This window comes from Sphingomonas sp. SORGH_AS_0438, from assembly GCF_031453475.1.
Classification (GTDB): Bacteria; Pseudomonadota; Alphaproteobacteria; order Sphingomonadales; family Sphingomonadaceae; genus Sphingomonas.
In genome coordinates, this window is sequence record NZ_JAVIZS010000001.1 from 146,310 (window position 1) to 166,733 (window position 20,424).

Consider the following 20,424-nt stretch of genomic DNA (forward strand, 5'->3'; position numbering starts at 1 on the left):
TTGTGGCACCAAGCGCCCGACATGCGGGTTGGTTGCAGGAGATGACGATGTGTGACGGCGGAACCCCGGCGGATGGCGACCTGGTCGCGGCGGATGGCAAGATCGCCGTGCCCCCCCATGTCGCGGCCGCGATCCGCACCCTGATCGAATGGGCGGGCGACGATCCCACGCGCGAGGGGCTGGTCGACACGCCCCGCCGCGTGGCGCGGGCGTGGAAGGAATATTGCGCCGGCTATGGCGAGGACCCCGCCGTCCATCTCGGCCGCGTGTTCGAGGAAGTGGGCGGCTATGACGAGATCGTGCTGCTGAAGGACATCCCCTTCCAGTCGCATTGCGAGCATCACATGGCCCCGATCATCGGCAAGGCGCATATCGCCTATCTGCCGCGCGACCATGTGGTCGGCATCTCCAAGCTGGCGCGCGTGCTGCACGGCTATGCCCGGCGGCTCCAGGTGCAGGAGCGGCTGACCGCCGAGGTCGCCGACTGTATCTGGACCGGGTTGAGGCCGCTGGGCGTCGCGGTGGTGATCGAGGCCAGCCATGCCTGCATGACCGCGCGCGGCGTCCGCACCCCCGGCGTGGCGATGACGACCAGTCGGATGATGGGCGTGTTCCGCGACGACGATCGCAGCCGCAAGGAAGTGCTGGCGCTGATGGGGCTGGGCGGATGATCGTTCTGGTCACGGGCGCGGCCCGACGGATCGGCGCGGCGATCGCGCGCGGGGTGGCTGGTGCGGGGCACCGGGTGGTGATCCATTACCACCGGTCGCGCGACGAGGCGGAGGCGCTGGCCCGCGCGCTCGATGGCTGGACGGTGCAGGGCGACCTGGCCGACACCGCGTCGCTGCCGGCGCTGTTTGCGCGGGCGCGCGACGTGGCGGGCGCGCCGATCGGGGCGCTGGTCAACAGCGCGTCGCTGTTCGAATATGATTCGCCCGGCACGGTCGATCCGGTGCTGGCGGCCAGGCTCCATGCGGTGAACTGCACCGCGCCGACCGTGCTGGCGAGCGCGCTGGCGACGCAGCCGGATCTGGCGGACGGGGCGGTGGTCAATCTGCTCGACCAGAAACTGGCCAATCCCAATCCCGATTTCTTCTCCTACACCCTGTCCAAGGCGGCGCTGGCGGCGGCGGGCGAACTGATGGCCCAGGCTTTCGCGCCGCGCCTGCGGGTCAATGCGGTCGCACCCGGCCTGACCCTGCCCAGCGGCGACCAGAGCGAGGAGGAATTCCACCGGGTCGCGACGCAGAACCTGCTCCGGCGGCCGGTCGGCGCCGGCGCGGTGGCGGAGGCGGTGGTCTATCTGCTCGGCGCGCGCAGCGTGACGGGGCAGACGCTGTACGTCGATTCGGGCCAGCGTTTCCTGCGATCGGACCGCGACGTGATGTTCGAGGGGCGCGCCGATGGCTGACTATGCCATCCTGATCGACGATTTCGATGTGGCGATCCGGCTGGGTATCCACCCGCATGAGGCGGCGCCCCAGCGGGTGCGGCTGTCGATCCGGCTCGACCTCAGTTATCCGGCCGCGCCGATGGCCGACCGGATCGACGAGGTGTTCGACTATGACCAGGTCCGCGCCGCGGTGCTGGCGCTGGCGGCGGGGCCGGGCTTCGCCTTGCAGGAAAGCCTGTGCGATTCGATCGCCGTCATCTGCCTGGCCGATGCGCGGGTGCGGTCGGTCCGGGTGCGGTCGATGAAGCTCGACATCTATCCGGATGCCACCGTCGGTTGCGAGGTGATGCGCGGCCGGTAAAGCCATCCCTCCCCGGGCGGGGGAGGGATGATCCGGGTCAGCCCCGATTGGCGGCGCTGAGGACGGCGCGCACGCTGGCGGTGGCGATGTCGGTGTCGAGCCCGACGCCGAACACCGTGCGCCCGTCGGCCAGCCGGCATTCGACATAGGCCGCCGCCTGTGCGTCGGCGCCGTGGCCGATCGCATGTTCGGAATAATCCACCACCTCCAGCGCCGGACCCGTCGAGCCGGCGAGCGCGTCGATCACGCCCGAGATCAGGCCGTTGCCACGACCCGAGATCGACCGCTCCTCGCCATCCACCGCGACCCGGCCGACGAAGACGCGCTGCCCCGCCTGGCCCGTCTCCTCATAGTCGCGCAGCATGAACCGGTCACCGGCGCGGGGCAGATAGGTCGCCTCGAACCGGCCCCAGATGTCGGCGGCGTTCAGTTCGCGGCTGGTCTCGTCCGCCAGCGCCTGGACGTGGCGGCTGAAATCGGCCTGGAGCCGCTTGGGCAGCTTCAGCCCCTTGTCCTGCTCGATCACCCAGGCGACGCCGCCCTTGCCGCTCTGCGAGTTGACGCGGATCACCGCCTCGTAGCTGCGGCCGAGATCGGCGGGGTCGATCGGCAGATAGGGCACCTCCCACAGGCCGTCATTGCGCTGCGATTGCGCGGTGAACCCCTTCTTGATCGCGTCCTGATGGCTGCCGGAAAAGGCGGTGAAGACCAGGTCGCCGGCATAGGGGGTGCGCGGATGGACGGGCAGGTTGGTGCAATATTGGATGGTGTTCACCATCGAATCGATGTCCGACAGGTCGAGGCGGGGATCGACCCCTTGCGTGTACATGTTGAGCGCGACGGTCACGAGATCGCAATTGCCGGTCCGCTCGCCATTGCCGAGCAGGCAGCCCTCGACCCGGTCCGCGCCCGCCATCAGCCCCAGCTCGGCCGCCGCGACGCCGGTGCCGCGATCGTTATGCGTGTGGAGCGAGATCACCACCGAATCGCGGTTGCGGATGTGGCGGCCGAACCATTCGATCTGGTCGGCATAGACATTGGGCGTCGCGCATTCGACGGTGGCGGGCAGGTTGAGGATGATCGGCTGGTCCGGCGTGGGGCACAGCACCTCCATCACCGCCTCGCAGACCTCGACCGAGAAATCGAGCTCGGCGGTGGAGAAGGTCTCGGGCGAATATTCGAACTGCCAGCGCGTGTCGGGCTGCTTCGCCGCCTCGTCGCGCAGCACCTTCGCGCCCTCGACCGCGATCCGCTTCACCTCGTCGCGGGTCATGCCGAACACGATCTTGCGCCAGGCGGGCGAGACGGCGTTGTAGAGATGGACGATCGCGGTGCGCGCGCCCTTCAGGCTGGCGAAGCTGGTTTCGATCAGGTCGCGGCGCGACTGGGTCAGCACCTGCACCGTCACATCGTCCGGAATCCGATCCTGCCGGACCAGGCCGGAGATGAAGTCGAACTCGGTCGCGCCGGCGCTGGGGAAGCCGACCTCGATCTCCTTCAGCCCGACCTTGCAGAGCAGCTCGAACAGCCGCGTCTTCTTTTCGGCATCCATCGGATCGATCAGCGCCTGGTTGCCGTCGCGCAGGTCGGTCGACAGCCAGCGCGGCGCCTGGGTGATCGTCCTGGACGGCCAGCGGCGATCGGGCAGGGCGATGGTGGGGAAGGGGCGGTATTTGGTCGACGGATCGCGCAACATGGCTCTTCACTCTCGTCTTGGCAGGGCGGCGGGCAGACCGCCGGATCGGGGGAGGTCGGTCGATCGGGCCCTTAGGCGCGGCGCACGCCACGGGCGCACGAGCGGAATGACGCGCCTAAGGGCGCGTAAGTCGCAGGGGAAGGCGTGCGGTCCGCATCATCGCCGCCTTCCTAGGCGTTGCGGCGGCGACTTGTCCAGAAGGCACGGAAATCCTGACACAGATTAGCGCGCGTCCGTGGGCAGGCTCTAAGGGAGCAAGCCCTTGAAAGGGTGTCGATGCGTCAAATTCTCTATATCAGTTCGAAAACGCCGGGGCAGGAAATCAGCGTCGGCAACATCCTGATCCAGTCGCGCCGCAACAACGATGCGGCGGGCGTGACCGGCCTGCTCTACACCGACGGCACGCGCTTCCTCCAGGTGCTGGAGGGCGAGGCGGCGGCCGTCACCGCGACGTTCGATCGAATCCGGGCCGACGCCCGGCATCATGCGGTGGTGGTGCTGTCCGACATGGTGGTGACGGAGCGGAGCTTCGGTCGCTGGGCGATGGCGCACCGCCTGCCGACCGATCCCGCCGACGAGTTCGACGCGCGGGTGACGCGGATGCTGGCCGGGGCGTCGGACAGCGTGCGCGGCACCTTCCAGGGATTGATCGCGGTGCGACGCTGACGGGCTGATCCGATCAAGTCTATAGGAAGATTAGCCATTGCCTGGCGCGGTTTCGCGGCGTTCATGATTGGCTAAGCCTGTCACCTGATCGAACCTTAATAGGATAGCCCTATCCTGGACCCATCATTGATCCAGAAAGGGGTACGGATAGTTGCGCCAGATCATCTATGTCAGCACGCTGCGCCAGGGGGTGGTTCCGGACACGGCGGCGATCGTCGCGACCTCGCGGCGGCGCAATGCCGAACACCGGCTGACCAGCATGTTGTTCTTCGACGGCAACCGCTTCCTCCAGGCCCTGGAGGGGGAAGCCGGGGCGGTCGAGGCGACCTTCGCCCGCATCGCCGCCGATCCGCGCCATCATGCGCTGATCCAATTGGCCAACCGGCGGATCGACCGGCGCGAGTTCGGGACGGAGGGCATGGCCTATCGCGCACCGCTCCAGGCCGATCTGGCGGTGATGGCGCGGATGGCGATCCTGGCGGCACATAGCGGCCCGGCGGGGGAGGCGGGCTTCGCCAGCTTCGCGGCCCCCCTGATCCGCGCGGCCTGAACGGACGACGCCGCGCCGGGTGATGATCCCGGCGCGGCGCCTGCCGTGATGGAAGGCCTCAGTTGGCGGCGAAGGCGGCGTTGATCGTCAGGTCGACCTTGTCCGACACGACCGGCACCGCCATGCCCAGGCCGAAATCGCTGCGGTTGATCGCGCCGGTCGCGCGGAAGCCGAAGTTCAGCTTCTTGTTCATCGGGTTCGTGCCGGCACCAACGAAGGTCGCCTTCAGCGTCACCGGCTTGGTGACGTTCTTGATCGTCAGGTTGCCGGTGATCGTCGCGCTGTTGCCCGACGCCTGGACCGAGGTGGAGACGAAGCGCGCGGTCGGATAGGTCGCCGCGTCGAAAAAGTCCTTCGACTTCAGATGGTGGGCGAAGGGCTCCGCGGTGACCGACAGCTTGTCGACCGGGAAGGTCACGTCGACCTTGGTGGCGTTAGGCTTGGCCGGGTCGATGGTGATCGAACCCTCGGACGCGCCGAACTGCCCCTCCAGCATCGAGAAGCCCATATGGTTGACCTGCCAGGTCACCTGGCTGTGGTTGGGGTCGAGCGGATAGGTGCCGGCCTTGACCAGCGCCTTGTTCGGGCTGCCCGGCAGGCCCTGCGCCAGCACGGGCGCGGCGGCGGGGGCGAGGGTGGCGAGCATCAGGACGGCGGCGTAGATGGGGCGCATGGTGGTTCTCCCTGTGGATGCGCCATGGGTGCCGCGTGGCGGCGGCCGCGTCAAACCGCCAAGGCGGCAACGGATCGTTTCGCAGGCTGCGCCCAGGGACTTGGATGCGTTGGGAAAAAAGGCCGCCGATCCGATGATCGACGGCCCTCTTCCGATAGCTTGCGCGGACGGGTCAGGCGGCGCGCAGGGTCGTGGCGCGGCGGCGATAGCGGGTCGCGCCGCCGACCATCGCGAAGCCGACCAGCATCAGCCCCCAGGTCGCCGGCTCCGGCACCATGCCGACCGCGCGATAGATGTCGGCGGTGGTCTCGCGATAGCCGCTGTTGGTCAGGGCATCGAAGCTTGTGGTCCAGCCGATCGCGTCGAAGGCGGCGATGTCGAGCGCGGTCACGTCCTGCATCTGGCCACGGCCGGAGGTGGGGTCCATCACGCCGGTCTGCGGCACGCCGGCCGGGCTGTCCTTGAAGTGCGAGGCCTGGCGGCCGTCGCCGTTGCGCACGCCGGTGGCGAAGCGCGAGTCGCCGAACAGCTGCGTCTGGCCGCCATCGATCGAGAAATAGGGCACGCCCTGGGTCGACCAGTCGAGCTCCCCTTCCTGGCCGTAGCGGAACAGGTCGAGCGGCGTGGCGATGTTGATGAAATTCTCCAGCGAGCGAAGGCCGGTGCCCGACGCCCCCGGCGCGGTCGCGGCATCGTAGGAATCGACGCCGCTGCGGAAGCCCAGCGCATGCCCGATCTCGTGGATCGCGACGCCGACGAAATCGAAGGCATCGGCGGCGATGCCGTCGGTCGGGTCGAAATCGAATGTGAAGGCGTCGCTGAAGGTGATGCTGCCGTCGACCCGGCCATAGTCGATCGCATTGCCACGCCAGTCGGTGGTGATGCCCAGCGCCTTGAGGACCGAACTGTTGACCGCCAGGCCACGATTATTGGCGGATTCGTCATTGTCGACCCGCGTCGCGGTATCGACATAGCCGACGCCATTGGCGGCCAGCGCGTTCGTGCGAACGGTCAGCGCCCCCGCCGAGGACAGCGGACGGAGCGACGCGACCGCCGCCTGGTCGACGCTGGACGTCACGCTGTTCCCCAGGGCCGTGTAGAAGGCCGGGTTGAGGATCGCGGAGGTGGTGCTGCCGGTCGAGCCCAGGACGCCGGTGCCGAGCGTCGAATAGCCGATGTTCAGCTTGATCGTGATGTCGTTGGTCAGGACCGACGACCAATAGGCGGCGGCGGCCTCGAACCCGGCGCGGGCCTGGGTGCCGACGGCGGTGCCGGCACCGGTGCTGACCAGATCGAAGACGACGGCATGGGCCGGAGCGGATGCCAGGCCGGCCGCAACAGCGGCGCCGAGAAGCAGCGAACGAATCGTCAAAACCTCACCCTTTTCCCTGATCCGCGCTCCCGCACCGTGTCGGCGTCAGGATGGACGGATTAAGAGGAGGTTAATCAACTTTCCTCACTTGGGTAGGGAAAAGTGAAGGCTGCATGACGCAAATGTCATGACCACACCGGTGCCGGCGGTGCTTGGCGTAAGGAAATTCTTACCGGATCGTGCGACAGGTCGGACCTGAGCCGAAGGGAAGCGGAGGAGAAGGCCGAGATGCAGGCACGTCGATCGTCCAACGACAATCGCCGCGAGCCCCGGTTGCCGGTCGCCTGTCGGGCGACCGCGCGGATCGCCTTGTCGGTCGAGGTGCTGGATGCCTCGCGCTCGGGGTGCCGGGTGCGCATCTCGATGCCGCTGCCGGTCGGCACCACGCTCAAGATCGCGCTGCCCGGCGGCACCGAACGCCATGCGCGCATCGCCTGGGTGCAAGACGATGTCTTTGGCTGCGAGTTCATGGCGCCGCTGGGCAAGCCCGATTTGGCGTCGCTGGTGGTGGCCACACCCGTGGCGCTCCCCTGTAGCTGACGGCGTTCGGGCTTCTGCGTCCACGGCATCGCCGGAAAACCCCGTCCGCCGAACGGCAAAACGCCACCCCGACCTCCGCCGGGGTGGCGCTTCAGCTTGCCGCTATCGCGTCAGGCGTCAGTTCTTGGCCTTGTCGACCAGCTTGTTCGCACCGATCCAGGGCATCATCGCGCGCAGCTCGTTGCCGACCTTCTCGATCGGATGCGCCGCCGCCGCCTTGCGCGCGGCCTTCAGCTCGGGCTGGCCAGCGCGGTTGTCGAGCACGAAGTTCTTGACGAAGCGGCCGCCCTGGATGTCGGCGAGCACGCGCTTCATCTCCTTCTTCGTCTCCTCGGTGATGATCCGCGGGCCGGTGACGATGTCGCCATATTCGGCGGTGTTGGAGATCGAATAGCGCATGTTGGCGATGCCGCCCTCATAGAGCAGGTCGACGATCAGCTTGGTCTCGTGCAGGCACTCGAAATAGGCCATTTCCGGCGCATAGCCGGCCTCGACCAGCGTCTCGAACCCGGCCTGGATCAGATGGGTGATGCCGCCGCACAGCACGGCCTGCTCGCCGAACAGGTCGGTCTCGCACTCTTCCTTGAAGTTGGTCTCGATGATGCCCGAGCGGCCGCCGCCGACGCCCGACGCATAGGCGAGGGCGACGTCATGCGCGTTGCCGCTGGCGTCCTGATGGATCGCGATCAGGCAGGGCACGCCGCCGCCGCGCACATATTCGCTGCGCACCGTATGGCCGGGACCCTTGGGCGCGATCATGATGACGTCGATGTCCGCCGGCGGCTCGATCAGGCCGAAATGCACGTTGAGGCCGTGCGCGAAGGCGAGCGCGCTGCCCGGCTTCATATTGCCCTTCAGGTCGGCGTCCCAGATCGCCGCCTGATGCTCGTCGGGGGCCAGGATCATGACGATGTCCGCCCAGCCGGCCGCCGCCTGGTTCGACATGACCTGGAAGCCGGCATCGAGCGCCTTCTTGGCGGTCGGCGAGCCGTCGCGCAGCGCGATCGCGACCTGCTTCACACCCGAATCGCGCAGGTTCTGCGCATGGGCATGGCCCTGCGAGCCATAGCCGATGATCGCGATCTTCTTGTCGGTGATCAGGTTCAGATCGGCGTCGCGATCGTAATAGACACGCATGGGAGACTCTTCCTTGGCTTGATAATCGATAAAGGAGTGGCGGAAACCGGGTCAGGCGGCGTCGCGGCCGCGCGCGATGGCGACGATGCCGGTGCGGGCGACCTCGATCAGTCCGACCTCGCCCATCAATTCGACGAACTTGTCGATCTTCTCGATCCCGCCGGTCACCTCGAACACGAAGCTGGTGGTGGTCGCATCGACGACGCGGGCGCGATAGACATCGGCCAGCCGCAGCGCTTCGATCCGGTGGTCGCCGGTGCCCTGCACCTTGACCAGCGCCAGCTCGCGCTCGACATGCGGGCCCTCGGCGGTCAGGTCGCGGACCTTGTGGACGGGGATCAGCCGGTCAAGCTGCGCCACGATCTGCTCCAGGATCGCCGGGCTGGCGCTGGTCACGATGGTGATGCGGCTGACCGTCTTGTCGGCGGTCACCTCCGACACGGTCAGGCTTTCGATATTATAGCCGCGCGCGGTGAACAGGCCGGCGATGCGGGCGAGGATGCCCGGTTCGTTGTCGACGATCACCGCCAGCGTGTGGCGTTCGGCCTTTTCTTCACGGATATGCACGTTCGCGTCACCCCGGCGGCGGCCGGGGGCTCCCTGTTGAGATGGTGTCCTGGGGCCGTCCGCCCCGACCGGGGCCGGGGCGGGGGGACGGGTCAGACCAGCGCCTTGGCCTCGTCGTCCATCGTGCCCGACACCTCGTTCGCCTGCAGGATCATGTCGGTATGCGCCGCCCCGCTGGGAATCATCGGGAAGCAGTTGGCGAGCTTCGCCACCCGGCAGTCGACGATCACCGGGCCATCATGGTCCAGCATCGCGGCGATGCTCGAGTCCAGATCGTCCGGCTCCTCGATGCGGATGCCCTTCCAGCCATAGGCCTCGCCCAGCTTCACGAAATCGGGCAGCGCGTCCGAATAGCTTTCGGCATAGCGGCTCTCATAGGTCAGCTCCTGCCACTGGCGGACCATGCCCATATATTCGTTGTTCAGGATGAAGATCTTGACCGGCAGGCGATATTGCGTCGCCGTCGCCAGCTCCTGGATGTTCATCTGGATCGAGGCTTCGCCGGCGATGTCGATGACCAGCGCGCGCGGGTTGCCGAGTTGCGCGCCGATCGCGGCGGGCAGGCCATAGCCCATCGTGCCGAGCCCACCCGAGGTCAGCCACTTGTTCGGCGATTCGAAGCCGAAATGCTGCGCGGCCCACATCTGGTGCTGCCCAACCTCGGTGGTGATGATCGGGTTGCGGGCGTGCGTCGCCTGCCACAGCGCGCGGATCGCGCGTTGCGGCATGATCTCGGTGGTCGATTCGGGGAAAGACAGGCAGGCCTTGGCGCGCCACTGCTCGATCCGGTTCCACCAGTCGCGCGTGTCGGGCTTGGGATGCTGGCGCGCCTTCCACACACGGACCATGTCCTCCAGCGCATGGCCGACATCGGCGACGATCGGCAGGTCGATCCGCACCGTCTTGTTGATCGACGAGCGATCGATATCGACATGGACCTTGCGGCTGTTCGGGCTGAACGCGTCGAGCCGGCCGGTGACCCGGTCGTCGAACCGGCTGCCCAGCGCGATCACCAGATCGGCCTGGTTCATCGCGTGATTGGCCTCATAGGTGCCGTGCATCCCCAGCATCCCCAGCCATTGCGGCGAAGAGGCGGGAAAGGCGCCCAGGCCCATCAGCGTCGAGGTGACGGGCGCGCCGGTGATCCGCGCCAGCTCGCGCAGCAGCTGCGACGCGGCCGGACCCGAATTGATGACGCCGCCGCCGGTATATAGGACCGGGCGCTCGGCGGCGGCGAGCATGTCGACCACCTGCTCGATCGCGCGCGGATCGGCCTTCACCGTCGGGCGATAGGTCTTGTGCTGGATCGGGCCGGGCTTGGCATAGCGGGCGGTGGCGACCTGCACGTCCTTGGGGATATCGACGACGACCGGGCCGGGGCGGCCGGAGGTGGCGATATGGAACGCCTCATGGATCACCGGGCCCAGCTTGGCCGGGTCCTTCACCAGATAGTTGTGCTTGCTGCAATGGCGCGTGATGCCGACCGTATCCGCCTCCTGAAAGGCGTCGGTGCCGATCAGCGCGGTCGGCACCTGGCCGGTGATGACCACCATCGGGATCGAGTCGAGCAGCGCGTCGGTGATGCCGGTGACCGCATTGGTCGCGCCGGGGCCGGAGGTGACGAGCACGACGCCCGGCTTGCCGGTCGAGCGCGCATAGCCCTCCGCGGCATGGGTGGCGGCCTGCTCGTGACGGACGAGGATGTGCCGGATGCGGCGACCATCGCGCGCGGCCCGGAACAGAGCGTCGTAGATCGGCAGGACGGCACCGCCCGGATAGCCGAACACGACCTCCACGCCGAGATCGCACAGCGCCTCGACCAGAATGTCGGCTCCGCTCTTCTCGGTCACGTCTCGTCTCCTCAATGTCGGGGGAAGTGGGGTGCCGCTACCGAAGCTGCTGCACTGCGTCAACCCAAAAGACAGATTATTTCTTCGAAATCGCTTTCGGAGAAACTTTCTTTTCTAGTCCAGGCGGCGGGGGGCTGGTGGCGGAACCAGGTATATTGCCGCTTGGCATAGCGGCGGGTGGCCAGCCGGGCCTGATCCAGTGCTTGGGCGCGCGAGAGGCTGCCGTCCAGCATCGCCGCGATTTCGGGCACGCCGATCGCACGGCGGACCGGGGCATCCGGGGGGACGTCGGCGCGGGCGAGCAGCGCGGCGACCTCCTCGATCGCGCCGTCATCGAACATCGCGGCGAGCCGCGCGTCGCAGCGTTCGATCAGTTTCGCCTTGTCCGGTAACAATATAGCGGCGGACAGCGCGATCCGGTCACCGATCCCGCCATGGCGCTCGGCCTGCCAGTCGCGAAGCGGGCGGCCGGTCGATCGCACCACCTCCAGCGCGCGCGCGACGCGGGTCGTGTCGGCGGGGGCGAGGCGGGCGGCGGCCTCGGGGTCTTCCTGCGCCAGCGCCCGATGCGCCTCGGCGACGGGCAGGGCGCGCACCGAGTCGCGGATGGCGGGGTCGATCGGCGGCACCGGCGCGATGCCGTCGATCAGCGTGCGCAGGTACAGGCCGGTGCCGCCGACCAGGATCGGCAGACGACCCGCCGCATGGGCCCGGTCGATCTCCGCCGCCGCATCCGCCGCCCAGCGTGCGGCGGAGCAGGACTCCGCGCCGTCGACATGGCCGAACAGGCGGTGAGGCACGCGCGCCTCGTCTTGGTGGGAAGGGCGGGCGGACAGGATGTGCAGGTCGCGATAGACCTGGCTGGCATCCGCGTTGATCACGATGCCATCGGTGCGTTCGGCCAGACGGATCGCCAAAGCCGACTTGCCGCTGGCGGTCGGCCCTGCGATGAGCGCGACCCTTGGCAGGGGAGTAGAGATGTTCACCGCGACGCTGATAGCAGATGGGCGCCTGCCCGCCGACCTTTCCGTGGCCGTCGAGGCGCTGAAACGCGCGGGATGCGACCCCGCGCCGGCGCGCTGGATCGATGACGCCAGTGCCGCCGATATCGACTTCGCGACCGATCCCGCCGCCGCGCGCGCCGCGCTGGAGGGGCTGGTGCCGGCGACCGATGTGGTCGTGCAGCCGAGCGAGGGGCGCGAGAAGCGGCTGCTGATCGCCGATATGGATTCGACCATGATCACCGTCGAATGCATCGACGAACTGGCCGATTATGCCGGCATCAAGGCGCAGGTCGCCGCCGTCACCGAGGCGGCGATGCGCGGCGAACTGAACTTCGAGGGCGCGCTTGATGCGCGGGTGGCGTTGCTCGCCGGGTTGGACGAGGGCGCGATCGACCGCTGCCTGGCCGAGCGGGTGACGATCATGCCGGGGGCCAAGGCGTTGGTCCGCACGATGCGGGCGCGGGGCGCGCGCTGCGTGCTGGTATCGGGCGGCTTCACCCGTTTCGCCGAGCCGGTGGGGGCGGAGATCGGCTTCGACCGGGTGATCGCCAACCGGCTGCTGGTCGAGGGCGGCACGCTGACCGGCGCGGTCGCGCGGCCGATCGTCGGTGCGGCGACCAAGGAGGCGACGTTGCGCGAAGAGGCCGGGGCGCTGCCGCTGGCGCGGACGCTGGCGGTGGGCGACGGTGCCAACGACCTGCCGATGATCCGCGCGGCGGGGCTGGGCGTCGCCTATCATGCCAAGCCGGTGGTGGCGGCGGCGGCGGCGGCGCGGATCGAACATGGCGATCTGTCCGCCCTGCTCTGGGCGCAGGGCATCGCGCGGGGTGAATGGGTGACGGGCTGATCCATTCGCGCGTCTCGAGGGTTGTCGGGGAGATGATGCCCTTTTTTGGCCATGGCCCGTTTGGGGATGCGGGGATGATGCGAGGGGGGGGAGTGCCCGCCGGATCATGGGAATCCTGTTCCCCGGCGGAGGCCAGGGAATACTGGCAGGGGGCGTGTCGCAACGAACACGCCGCATCCCGAGCGGCGTGGGTTTTGGGATACAGGCCGGGCGCTGATCGGCCTCTTCCATGATCGACCGGCGTGGCCTGCTGATCGGTGGTGGCGCGGGGCTGGGGCTGACGGTCGCCTGGGGAGTGTGGCCGCGCGACTATCCGGCACGCTTGCCGACCGCGCCCGGCGAGCAGGCGTTCGGCGGCTGGCTGACGATCGCCGGCGACGGGCGGGTGATGGTCGCCTTGCCGCAGACCGAGATGGGGCAGGGTAGCTGGACCGCGCTGGCGCAGATCGTCGCCGACGAACTGGGCGCGGACTGGCGCACGGTGGGGGCGATGCCGGCGCCGATCACGCCCTTCTACGCCAATCCGATCGGCCTCGACTCGCTGCTGGAGGGGATGCCCGCCGTACTGCCTGCCGCTTGGCGTGACGGAGTCGGCGCGGACCCGGCACCGATGCTGACCGCCGGGTCGAGCAGCATCCGCATGTTCGAGGAGCCGGCCCGCGCCGCCGCCGCGACCGCCCGCGCGCTCCTGTGCCAGGCGGCGGCGGCGCGCTGGTCGGTGGCGGCGGCGGACTGCACGACCCGCGACGGCTTCGTGGTGCACGGTCCGCGCCGCCTGCGCTTCGCCGAACTGGCGGAGGCCGCCGCGCACCAGGCCCCGCCCGCCCGGCCACCGATCGGACAGGGCGGCGCGGGTCGGCTGATGGGCCAGCCGCTGCCCCGGCTCGATGCGCCGGCCAAGGTCGATGGCGCCGCTAATTTCACCGCCGACATCCGCCTGCCCGACATGGTCCATGCCGCGATCCGCCAGGGACCGATCGGCGACAGCCATCTGGTCGCGATCGACCGGGCGGCGGGCATGGCGGTGCGCGGCGTCGTCGCGATCGTCGAGGAGCCCGACACGGAACGGCCCCGCTGGGTGGCGGCGGTCGCGGCGACCGGCTGGGCGGCGCAGCGGGCGCTGGATGCGCTCAAACCGCGCTTCGCCACCACGGGGCCACGGATCGACGATGCGGCGGTCGCCACGGCGTTAACCGAGGCGCTGGCGGACACGGGCCGCCGGATCGCGGGGGAGGGCGATCCCGACGACGTGCCGGCGGCCGCGCGGACGCTGACCGCCGACTACCGGGTCGCGGCGGGCGTCCATGCCGCGATCGAGACGCCGGCGGCGGTCGCCGCCTATGCCGATGGCCGGCTGCAATGCTGGGTACAGACCCAGGCGCCCGGCCTGGCCCGGCGCGTCGCGGCCCGCGCCGCCGGCCTGTCCGAGCGACAGGTGGTGATCCATGTCATGCCGGTCGGCGGCGGCTTCGGCGCGGGGCTGGACCATGACGTCGTGGCACAGGCCGTGGTGCTGGCGATGCGGCTGAAACGACCGGTCAATTTGATGTGGTCGCGCGGCGAGGGGCTGCTCCACGACCGCTATCGCCCGCCCGCCGCCGCCCGGATGACCGCGCGACTGGGCGCGGGGGCGGCGATCTTGGGCTGGCGGGCGAGCATCGCGACGCCGCCGGTCGGCGCGGGGCTGGTCGAGCGGCTTCGGCCCGGTGGCCTGTCGGCGCTGGCGTTGCGGCTCGACCCGGCGGATCGCTATGCCGTGGCGGGGGCCGCGCCGCCCTATCGCCTGCCGGCCTGGGCGGTCGATCATCATGTCGCCGACCTGCCGCTGCCGACCGGGCATCTGCGCGGCGGCGCGCACGGCTATACCTGTTTCTTCACCGAATGTTTCCTGGACGAGATCGCGCATGAGGCGGGCGTCGAGCCGCTGTCCTGGCGGATCGGGATGCTCGGGCAGAATCCGCGCCTGGCCCGCTGCCTGTCGACCGCCGCGTCGCTCGGCGGCTGGGAGGGGGGCATCGCGGGCAGTGGACAGGGGATCGCCGCCCATGCCTTTCGCGGCAGTTCGATCGCGGTGATGGCGGAGGCGCATTGGCGTGAGGGCCGCCCGGTGGTCGACCGGCTGGTCGCGGCGGTGGATTGCGGCCGGATCGTCAATCCCGACCTGGTCCGCCAGCAGGTCGAGGGCGGGCTGATCTTCGGCCTGGCCCATGCGCTGGGCGCGGCCACCGGATTCGAGCGCAACCTTGCGACCGTCCGGGGGTTCGACCGGCTGGGGCTGCCCCGGCTGGCCGATACGCCCGACCTGACGGTCGAGCTGATCCGGTCGGACGAGGCCCCCGGCGGCGTGTCCGAACTGGCGGTGCCCCCCGTCGCCCCCGCTATCGCCAACGCGCTCGCCGCCTTGACCGGGCTGCGCGCCCGCACCTTGCCGTTAAGGAGTGAAGGATGATCCCGCCCGGCCACCCCGCCGTCCCGGCCCCCCGTATCGGGGTGCTGCTCACCAATCTCGGCACGCCCGACGCCGCCGACGCGCCGAGCGTGCGCCGCTATCTGGCGGAGTTCCTGTCCGACCGTCGCGTCGTCGAGATCCCGCCGATCGCGTGGCAGCCGATCCTGCGCGGCATCATCCTGCGCACGCGGCCGAAGAAATCGGCGCACGCCTATCAACAGGTGTGGCGCGACGACGGCTCGCCGCTCGCCGCCTTCACTAGGCTGCAGGCGAAGAAGCTGGCGGGCGCGTTCGGCGACGGGGTGATGGTCGACTGGGCGATGCGCTATGGCCGGCCGGCGATCGCCGAGCGGTTGCAGGCGATGAAGGATGCCGGCTGCGAGCGCATCCTGATCGCGCCGCTCTATCCGCAATATTGCGCGGCGACGACCGCCACCGCCAATGACAAGGCGTTCGCGCATCTGGCGACGATGCGCTGGCAGCCGGCGGTGCGGACCCTGCCGCCCTATTATGACGATCCCGCCTATATCGCCGCGCTGAAGGATTCGATCGAGGCCTCGCTGGCGCAGCTCGACTTCACGCCCGATGCGATCGTCACCAGCTTCCACGGCATGCCGGAGCGGACGCTGGAGAAGGGCGATCCCTATCACTGCCATTGCCGCAAGACCGCGCGACTGCTGGGCGAGGCGATGGGTCGCGAGCTGATCGTCGCCTTCCAGTCGCGCTTCGGCCGCGCCAAATGGCTGGAGCCGGCGACCGACACGACGCTGGAGGCCCTGCCCGGCAAGGGCGTGCGCAAGGTCGCGATCGTCGCGCCGGGCTTCTCCGCCGATTGCCTGGAGACGCTGGAGGAACTGGCGATCCGCGGGCGGGAGAGCTTCGAGGCGGCGGGCGGCACGCACTTCGCCTATCTGCCCTGCCTCAACGACGAACCCGGCAGCATCGCGATGCTGCGCAGCATCTTGGCACGGGAGCTTGAAGGCTGGGTTAGGGTGCCGTAGCGTCACCGCCATTACATGGGAGAGGCTGAATGGCACGGGTTGCGATCGTGACGGGTGGTACGCGCGGAATCGGCGAGGCGATCAGCCTTGCCTTGAAGGAGGCCGGCGTCTCCGTCGCGGCCAGCTATGCCGGCAATGCACAGCGCGCGGCGGAGTTTACGGAACGGACAGGAATTCCCGCTTATCAATGGGATGTTGCGGATTATGACGCCTGTCAGGCGGGCTGCGCGCAGGTAGCGGCGGACCTGGGCCCGGTCGATATCGTCGTCAACAATGCCGGCATTACGCGCGACGGCACCATCCTGAAGCTGACCTATCAGGCGTGGAAGGAAGTCATCGACACGAATCTGGGCGGCTGCTTCAACATGGCCAAGGCGACCTTTCCGGGAATGCGCGAGCGGAAATGGGGCCGAATCGTCAATATCGGCTCGATCAACGGCCAGGCGGGCCAATATGGCCAGGTTAACTATGCCGCGGCCAAGTCGGGTATCCACGGCTTCACCAAGGCGCTGGCGCAGGAGGGCGCGCGGGCCGGCGTGACCGTCAACGCGATCGCCCCCGGCTATATCGACACGGACATGGTCGCGGCGGTTCCGGCGGACGTATTGGAGAAGATCGTCGCCAAGATCCCGGTCGGACGGCTGGGCCAGGCGCACGAGATCGCGCGCGGCGTCGCCTTTCTCTGCTCGGAGGATGGCGGGTTCGTCACCGGCTCGACCCTGTCGATCAACGGCGGCCAGCATATGTATTGAGGATCGGGGTGGGGAGGGCGTTCCCTCCCCATTTCGTTCTTGTGCTTGGCAGAGAAGCACGGAGATCGTGCAGATGGCCGCTTAGGCGGATAAATCCATCGATAGAGCGTCAGGAACGACACCCCGTCGTCTTGGCGTCCTCCGTACGAACCAGTCTCCGGATTCGGAAACGGCTAGAATACCGGCTGCAACGCCCGGCGCATGTCGGCCGTGGTATAGGGCTTGGGCACGAAGATGCCGCCTTCCGGCAGGTCGCTATCGCAGACTTCGCGTGTGCCGGAAGTAATGACCATCCGCATGTCCGGGCGCACCCGGCGCAGGGCCGCCGCCAGATCAAGACCACAATGCTCACCCGGCAGATCGATGTCGGTGAACAGGGCGGCGATGTCGGGACGGGCAGCAGCGGTCTTGAGGGCGGTTGCGGCATCGCTGACACCGATCACCTCATAGCCCTCATCCTCCAGCGTCATTGTCGCATGGAGGAGGATGAGTTGATCGTCCTCGACGACGAGCAGGACGGGTTTGGCTGCCATGCCCGGTGAAACGGGCGGCGTTTCCACAGGTTCCAATTTTTAACCTTGTTTCATCAACGCTTTGCCGCGCCGATGGTTCAGTGGGCGGAACGGCCGACGGCACATGGGGACCGGCATCCTCGGACACCGGCCCCCCGCCCTCGATACGCTACGCGAGGGAACTCGTAAGATGGTCAGCGGCGGCAATAGCCCGGCCGGTCGGAGCGATCGATCGCGCGGCCCGCCAGGGCGCCGGCTCCCGCGCCGACCAGCGTGCCGACGGTGCGGTCGCCGCGCGTATCGATGGTCCGGCCGAGCAGACCACCGGCGATGGCGCCGATGATCGCGCCGCCGGTGCCGTCCTTGCACTTGCGCTGGGCGCGATAGTCGCGCTCGCCATTATAATAGCCGCGGTCATAGGCATCGCCGCGATAGTGACGATAGCGCTGGGCATCCGCCGCGCTGACCGGAACCAGGGCCGACGCGCTCATCGCCAAGGCCGCTGCGGCGAGGGAAAAGGTCTTCATCATCGTTGGTCTCCCGATTGCGAGGCGCGGCGGGCCGGGGCTCGTCGTCCGATGACCTGTAACTGCCTGATTCGGTTTGACCGGACTCTGAATGCGCTCGTTATCGGCGGTTCAGGCTTTCCGCCGCCGATATGGTGCGCCAAGGGGCGGCAATGATCCGTCCGTCGACCCTCGCCCTCCTCGCCGGTCTGTCGCTGTTGTTGAGCTGGTCGGGCGAGAACGGGATCGAGCGGGTCGCACCGACGGCGCGGGTCACCGCCATGCCGGTGCCGCTGATGGCGGCGGATCGCAGCCGGCAGCGGGTCGGGGCGCTCACCTATCTGGGTGGCATCCGATTGACCGCCGACGATCCGGGCTTTGGCGGCTATTCCTCGCTGACGGTCGCGGGCGACCGCTTCACCCTGCTCAGCGATCTGGGCGGGGTGCTGGATTTCACCCTGGGGGCGGATTGGCGACCCCGCGCGGTGCGGTTCGGCGAGCTGCCGGCCGGTCCGCGCACCGGCTGGACCAAGCGCGACCGCGACAGCGAATCGATGACGGTCGATCCGGCGACGGGCCAAGTCTGGGTCGGGTTCGAGCAGTTCAACCAGATCTGGCGCTATGGACCGGGCTTCGCACCCCCGGCGCACGGCGTCGCGCCGACCGCCATGGCGGGGTGGAAGGAGAATGGCGGCATCGAATCGATGGTGCGGCTGCACGACGGGCGGTTCGTGGTGATCAGCGAAACCACCCGTCCACCGGGCGGCCGAGCGGGGCGCGATGCGCTGCTCTGGGCGGGTGATCTGGTGGCGCAGCCCCGGCCGGCCTTCCGATTCGTCTATCGACCGGCGCCCGGCTTCAATCCCTCGGACATGACGCAATTGCCCGATGGCCGGTTACTGGTGCTGGAGCGGCGGTTCCAACTGCCGTTCCGCTGGTCGAATCGGCTGGTGCTGGTCGATCCGGCCGCGATCCGGCCGGGGGCGGAGGTCGCAGGCCGGGAAATCGCGGTGCTGAAGGCCCCGCTGATCCACGACAATTTCGAGGGGGTCGCCGCGGTGCGGGAGAATGGCGCGACGATCCTGTGGCTGGTCTCCGACGACAATCAGCTGCCGATCCAGCGGACCCCGTTGCTCAAGTTCCGGCTGGAGGGGTGAGCTGTCAGGCGGGAGCGGCGGCTTCCCGATCCGGCGCCGATCGCTTCACGACGTACGCGATGACGGCGCGATACAAAGTCGTGTCCCCCGACTCCAAACCTTGCATCCGCCTTGCAGGTCACGAACGCGAAAAGCCCGCCGGGCCATGGGGCCGGGCGGGCGATTCGATCGGTTCGGGCGAACCCTTAGGCCGCGGCGGCCTCGGTCGCGGCGCGCTTCTTGACGATGTCGCGCTTCAGGCGGCGGCAGCGCAGCGACAGCTTGTCGTCGCTGGTCTTGACCAGCCAGTTGTCGAGACCGCCATTATGCTCGACCGAGCGCAGGCCGTGCGTCGAGACGCGCAGCTTCACACCGGTTTCGAGGGCGTCGGAGAGCAGCGTCACATTCTGCAGGTTGGGCAGGAAGGTACGCTTGGTCTTGTTGTTGGCGTGCGAAACGTTGTTTCCCACCTGCCGGCCCTTGCCGGTCAGCTCGCAGATGCGCGACATGATCGAATATCCTGGTTTCGGGGTTGCCCGGAAAGGCCGCGCGATTACGGGACGGCGGCGATTGAGTCAACCGAAAGCTGCATTCCGCCCCCGTGGCGACGGTCGACCAGCGATGCAACGCTGGTCTTCTGGCGGCGTTGTTACGCGCACGATATCCATCACGAAAGGGTTTTCGATGCGCGCTCTGCTGGTCCTGCTTGCTCTGGTCGCGCTGATCGTCGCGGCGCTGATGTATTTCGGCATCATTTCGATCGACCAGACGCGCCCTGCCGTGGTTCAGGCCCCCGCCTTCCAGGCCGATGTCGCCAAGGTCACCGTCGGCACGGAGAATAAGACGGTCGCGGTGCCGACCATCAATGTCGAGAAGCCGGCCAACAGCCAGGCGCCGAACTGAGTCGCAGCCGGCGCTTTACGCGCGGCCGACCGGTGGGGCAGGGGGAGGCATGATCCCCTTGCCCGAGCCGATGCGCCAGGCGCTCGCCGCCGCCGCCGCCGCCGCCCAGGCCGGCGAAGTGCCGGTCGGGGCCGTCATCATGCTGGGACGCGAACTGGTCGCCGTCTCCGCCAATGCCCCGCGCGCGCTGCACGACCCCACCGCCCATGCGGAGATGCGGGTGATCCGCGACGCGGCGGCGCGGCTGGGGCGCGAGCGGCTGGAGGATTGCGACCTGGTGGGTGACGCTGGAGCCGTGCGCGATGTGCGCGGGGGCGATCGCCCATGCCCGGATCGGCCGGCTCTATTATGCCGCCGCCGATCCCAAGGGTGGCGCGGTGGAGCATGGGCCCCGCCTGTTCGGCCAGCCGACCTGCCACCACCGACCCGAAATCTATGCCGGGATCGGCGAGGGGGCCGCCGCCACGTTGCTCCGCGACTTCTTCGCGGCGCGACGATAGCGGCGGCCT

Annotated in this window: 22 protein-coding genes and 3 pseudogenes; 13 read left to right on the forward strand and 12 right to left on the reverse strand. The window is 68.6% G+C overall.

Annotated elements, in window-relative coordinates; translation table 11 throughout:
• The first annotated feature begins 47 nt into the window (after positions 1-47).
• The 3 genes from folE to QE452_RS00705 are packed head-to-tail and all read left to right on the forward strand — an operon-like array spanning position 48 to position 1,754.
• Positions 48-671 (forward strand): GTP cyclohydrolase I FolE, encoded by a 624-nt coding sequence (gene folE, locus QE452_RS00695; protein ID WP_309658249.1) that lies wholly within the window; start codon positions 48-50, stop codon positions 669-671.
• Entirely contained in the window at positions 668-1,411 is a 744-nt protein-coding gene (locus QE452_RS00700) for an SDR family oxidoreductase (RefSeq protein ID WP_309658250.1), read from the forward strand. Before folE ends, QE452_RS00700 begins: the two co-directional genes overlap by 4 nt.
• The gene (locus QE452_RS00705) at positions 1,404-1,754 is read left to right on the forward strand and encodes a dihydroneopterin aldolase (RefSeq protein WP_309658251.1); all 351 of its coding nucleotides are present in this window, start codon (positions 1,404-1,406) and stop codon (positions 1,752-1,754) included. The genes QE452_RS00700 and QE452_RS00705 overlap by 8 nt, the downstream gene beginning before the upstream one ends.
• A 37-nt stretch (positions 1,755-1,791) precedes the next feature.
• Here QE452_RS00705 and leuA read toward each other — a convergent pair whose 3' ends face one another.
• Complete coding sequence (gene leuA, locus QE452_RS00710) at positions 1,792-3,450, reverse strand: 2-isopropylmalate synthase (RefSeq protein WP_309658252.1); 1,659 nt, start codon at positions 3,448-3,450, stop codon at positions 1,792-1,794.
• 276 nt (positions 3,451-3,726) lie between these two features.
• On the opposite strand from leuA, the gene QE452_RS00715 reads away from it, so the two are divergent.
• Together QE452_RS00715 and QE452_RS00720 are read left to right on the forward strand one after the other, a co-directional pair.
• A complete protein-coding gene (locus QE452_RS00715; RefSeq protein ID WP_309658253.1) occupies positions 3,727-4,116 on the forward strand; it encodes a BLUF domain-containing protein in 390 nt (129 codons plus the stop codon).
• Positions 4,117-4,267: 151 nt separating this feature from the next.
• A complete protein-coding gene (locus QE452_RS00720; RefSeq protein ID WP_309658254.1) occupies positions 4,268-4,666 on the forward strand; it encodes a BLUF domain-containing protein in 399 nt (132 codons plus the stop codon).
• A 58-nt stretch (positions 4,667-4,724) separates the two neighbouring features.
• Here QE452_RS00720 and QE452_RS00725 read toward each other — a convergent pair whose 3' ends face one another.
• The 3 genes and pseudogenes from QE452_RS00725 to QE452_RS00730 form a co-directional block, all read right to left on the reverse strand.
• Positions 4,725-5,339: a YceI family protein gene (locus QE452_RS00725; protein WP_309658255.1), complete on the reverse strand. Its 615-nt coding sequence runs from the start codon at positions 5,337-5,339 to the stop codon at positions 4,725-4,727.
• Between the two features lie 172 nt (positions 5,340-5,511).
• A pseudogene (locus tag QE452_RS18995) lies at positions 5,512-5,622 on the reverse strand (PEPxxWA-CTERM sorting domain-containing protein); the annotation flags it as partial.
• Positions 5,623-5,697: 75 nt separating this feature from the next.
• A pseudogene (locus QE452_RS00730) lies at positions 5,698-6,711 on the reverse strand (NF038122 family metalloprotease); the annotation flags it as partial.
• 228 nt (positions 6,712-6,939) lie between these two features.
• Between QE452_RS00730 and QE452_RS00735 the strand changes: the two are divergent.
• On the forward strand, positions 6,940-7,251 hold the full coding sequence (locus tag QE452_RS00735; RefSeq protein ID WP_309658257.1) for a PilZ domain-containing protein: 312 nt from the start codon (positions 6,940-6,942) through the stop codon (positions 7,249-7,251).
• Positions 7,252-7,368: 117 nt separating this feature from the next.
• Here the strand turns inward: QE452_RS00735 and ilvC are convergent, their stop codons facing one another.
• The 4 genes from ilvC to miaA form a co-directional block, all read right to left on the reverse strand.
• On the reverse strand, positions 7,369-8,388 hold the full coding sequence (gene ilvC, locus QE452_RS00740; RefSeq protein WP_309658258.1) for a ketol-acid reductoisomerase: 1,020 nt from the start codon (positions 8,386-8,388) through the stop codon (positions 7,369-7,371).
• Positions 8,389-8,439: 51 nt separating this feature from the next.
• Positions 8,440-8,955, reverse strand: a complete 516-nt coding sequence (gene ilvN / locus QE452_RS00745) for an acetolactate synthase small subunit (RefSeq protein WP_309658259.1) — start codon at positions 8,953-8,955, stop codon at positions 8,440-8,442.
• A gap of 92 nt (positions 8,956-9,047) precedes the next feature.
• Positions 9,048-10,805: an acetolactate synthase 3 large subunit gene (locus tag QE452_RS00750; RefSeq protein ID WP_309658260.1), complete on the reverse strand. Its 1,758-nt coding sequence runs from the start codon at positions 10,803-10,805 to the stop codon at positions 9,048-9,050.
• 59 nt (positions 10,806-10,864) lie between these two features.
• Positions 10,865-11,791 carry a tRNA (adenosine(37)-N6)-dimethylallyltransferase MiaA gene (miaA, locus tag QE452_RS00755; RefSeq protein ID WP_309658261.1) on the reverse strand — a complete coding sequence of 309 codons (927 nt, stop codon included), beginning with the start codon at positions 11,789-11,791 and terminating at the stop codon, positions 10,865-10,867.
• Here miaA and serB point away from each other — a divergent pair.
• The 4 genes from serB to phbB all read left to right on the forward strand — a co-directional run bounded on the left by serB (position 11,784) and on the right by phbB (position 16,858).
• A complete protein-coding gene (serB, locus tag QE452_RS00760) occupies positions 11,784-12,656 on the forward strand; it encodes a phosphoserine phosphatase SerB (protein WP_309658262.1) in 873 nt (290 codons plus the stop codon). The genes miaA and serB overlap by 8 nt on opposite strands.
• A gap of 229 nt (positions 12,657-12,885) precedes the next feature.
• A complete protein-coding gene (locus QE452_RS00765; protein WP_309658263.1) occupies positions 12,886-15,105 on the forward strand; it encodes a molybdopterin cofactor-binding domain-containing protein in 2,220 nt (739 codons plus the stop codon).
• Positions 15,102-16,106 (forward strand): ferrochelatase, encoded by a 1,005-nt coding sequence (gene hemH / locus QE452_RS00770; RefSeq protein ID WP_309658264.1) that lies wholly within the window; start codon positions 15,102-15,104, stop codon positions 16,104-16,106. Before QE452_RS00765 ends, hemH begins: the two co-directional genes overlap by 4 nt.
• Before the next feature lie 29 nt (positions 16,107-16,135).
• Positions 16,136-16,858, forward strand: coding sequence for an acetoacetyl-CoA reductase (gene phbB / locus QE452_RS00775; protein WP_309658265.1), 723 nt, complete (start codon positions 16,136-16,138; stop codon positions 16,856-16,858).
• Between the two features lie 173 nt (positions 16,859-17,031).
• Here phbB and QE452_RS00780 read toward each other — a convergent pair whose 3' ends face one another.
• Positions 17,032-17,418: a response regulator gene (locus QE452_RS00780; protein ID WP_309658266.1), complete on the reverse strand. Its 387-nt coding sequence runs from the start codon at positions 17,416-17,418 to the stop codon at positions 17,032-17,034.
• Between the two features lie 146 nt (positions 17,419-17,564).
• Positions 17,565-17,900, reverse strand: coding sequence for a glycine zipper 2TM domain-containing protein (locus tag QE452_RS00785; protein WP_125996352.1), 336 nt, complete (start codon positions 17,898-17,900; stop codon positions 17,565-17,567).
• A 149-nt stretch (positions 17,901-18,049) separates the two neighbouring features.
• On the opposite strand from QE452_RS00785, the gene QE452_RS00790 reads away from it, so the two are divergent.
• A complete protein-coding gene (locus tag QE452_RS00790; protein ID WP_309658267.1) occupies positions 18,050-19,033 on the forward strand; it encodes an esterase-like activity of phytase family protein in 984 nt (327 codons plus the stop codon).
• A 185-nt stretch (positions 19,034-19,218) separates the two neighbouring features.
• Here QE452_RS00790 and rpmB read toward each other — a convergent pair whose 3' ends face one another.
• Positions 19,219-19,521, reverse strand: coding sequence for a 50S ribosomal protein L28 (rpmB, locus tag QE452_RS00795; protein WP_125996350.1), 303 nt, complete (start codon positions 19,519-19,521; stop codon positions 19,219-19,221).
• A 175-nt stretch (positions 19,522-19,696) separates the two neighbouring features.
• Here rpmB and QE452_RS00800 point away from each other — a divergent pair, with 175 nt between their 5' ends.
• Entirely contained in the window at positions 19,697-19,915 is a 219-nt protein-coding gene (locus QE452_RS00800; protein ID WP_125996349.1) for a hypothetical protein, read from the forward strand.
• Positions 19,916-19,930: 15 nt separating this feature from the next.
• Here QE452_RS00800 and QE452_RS00805 read toward each other — a convergent pair whose 3' ends face one another.
• A complete protein-coding gene (locus QE452_RS00805) occupies positions 19,931-20,056 on the reverse strand; it encodes a hypothetical protein (protein ID WP_309730575.1) in 126 nt (41 codons plus the stop codon).
• Here QE452_RS00805 and QE452_RS00810 point away from each other — a divergent pair.
• Positions 20,034-20,415, forward strand: a pseudogene (locus QE452_RS00810) (nucleoside deaminase). The gene QE452_RS00805 and the pseudogene QE452_RS00810 overlap by 23 nt on opposite strands.
• Positions 20,416-20,424: the final 9 nt, after the last annotated feature.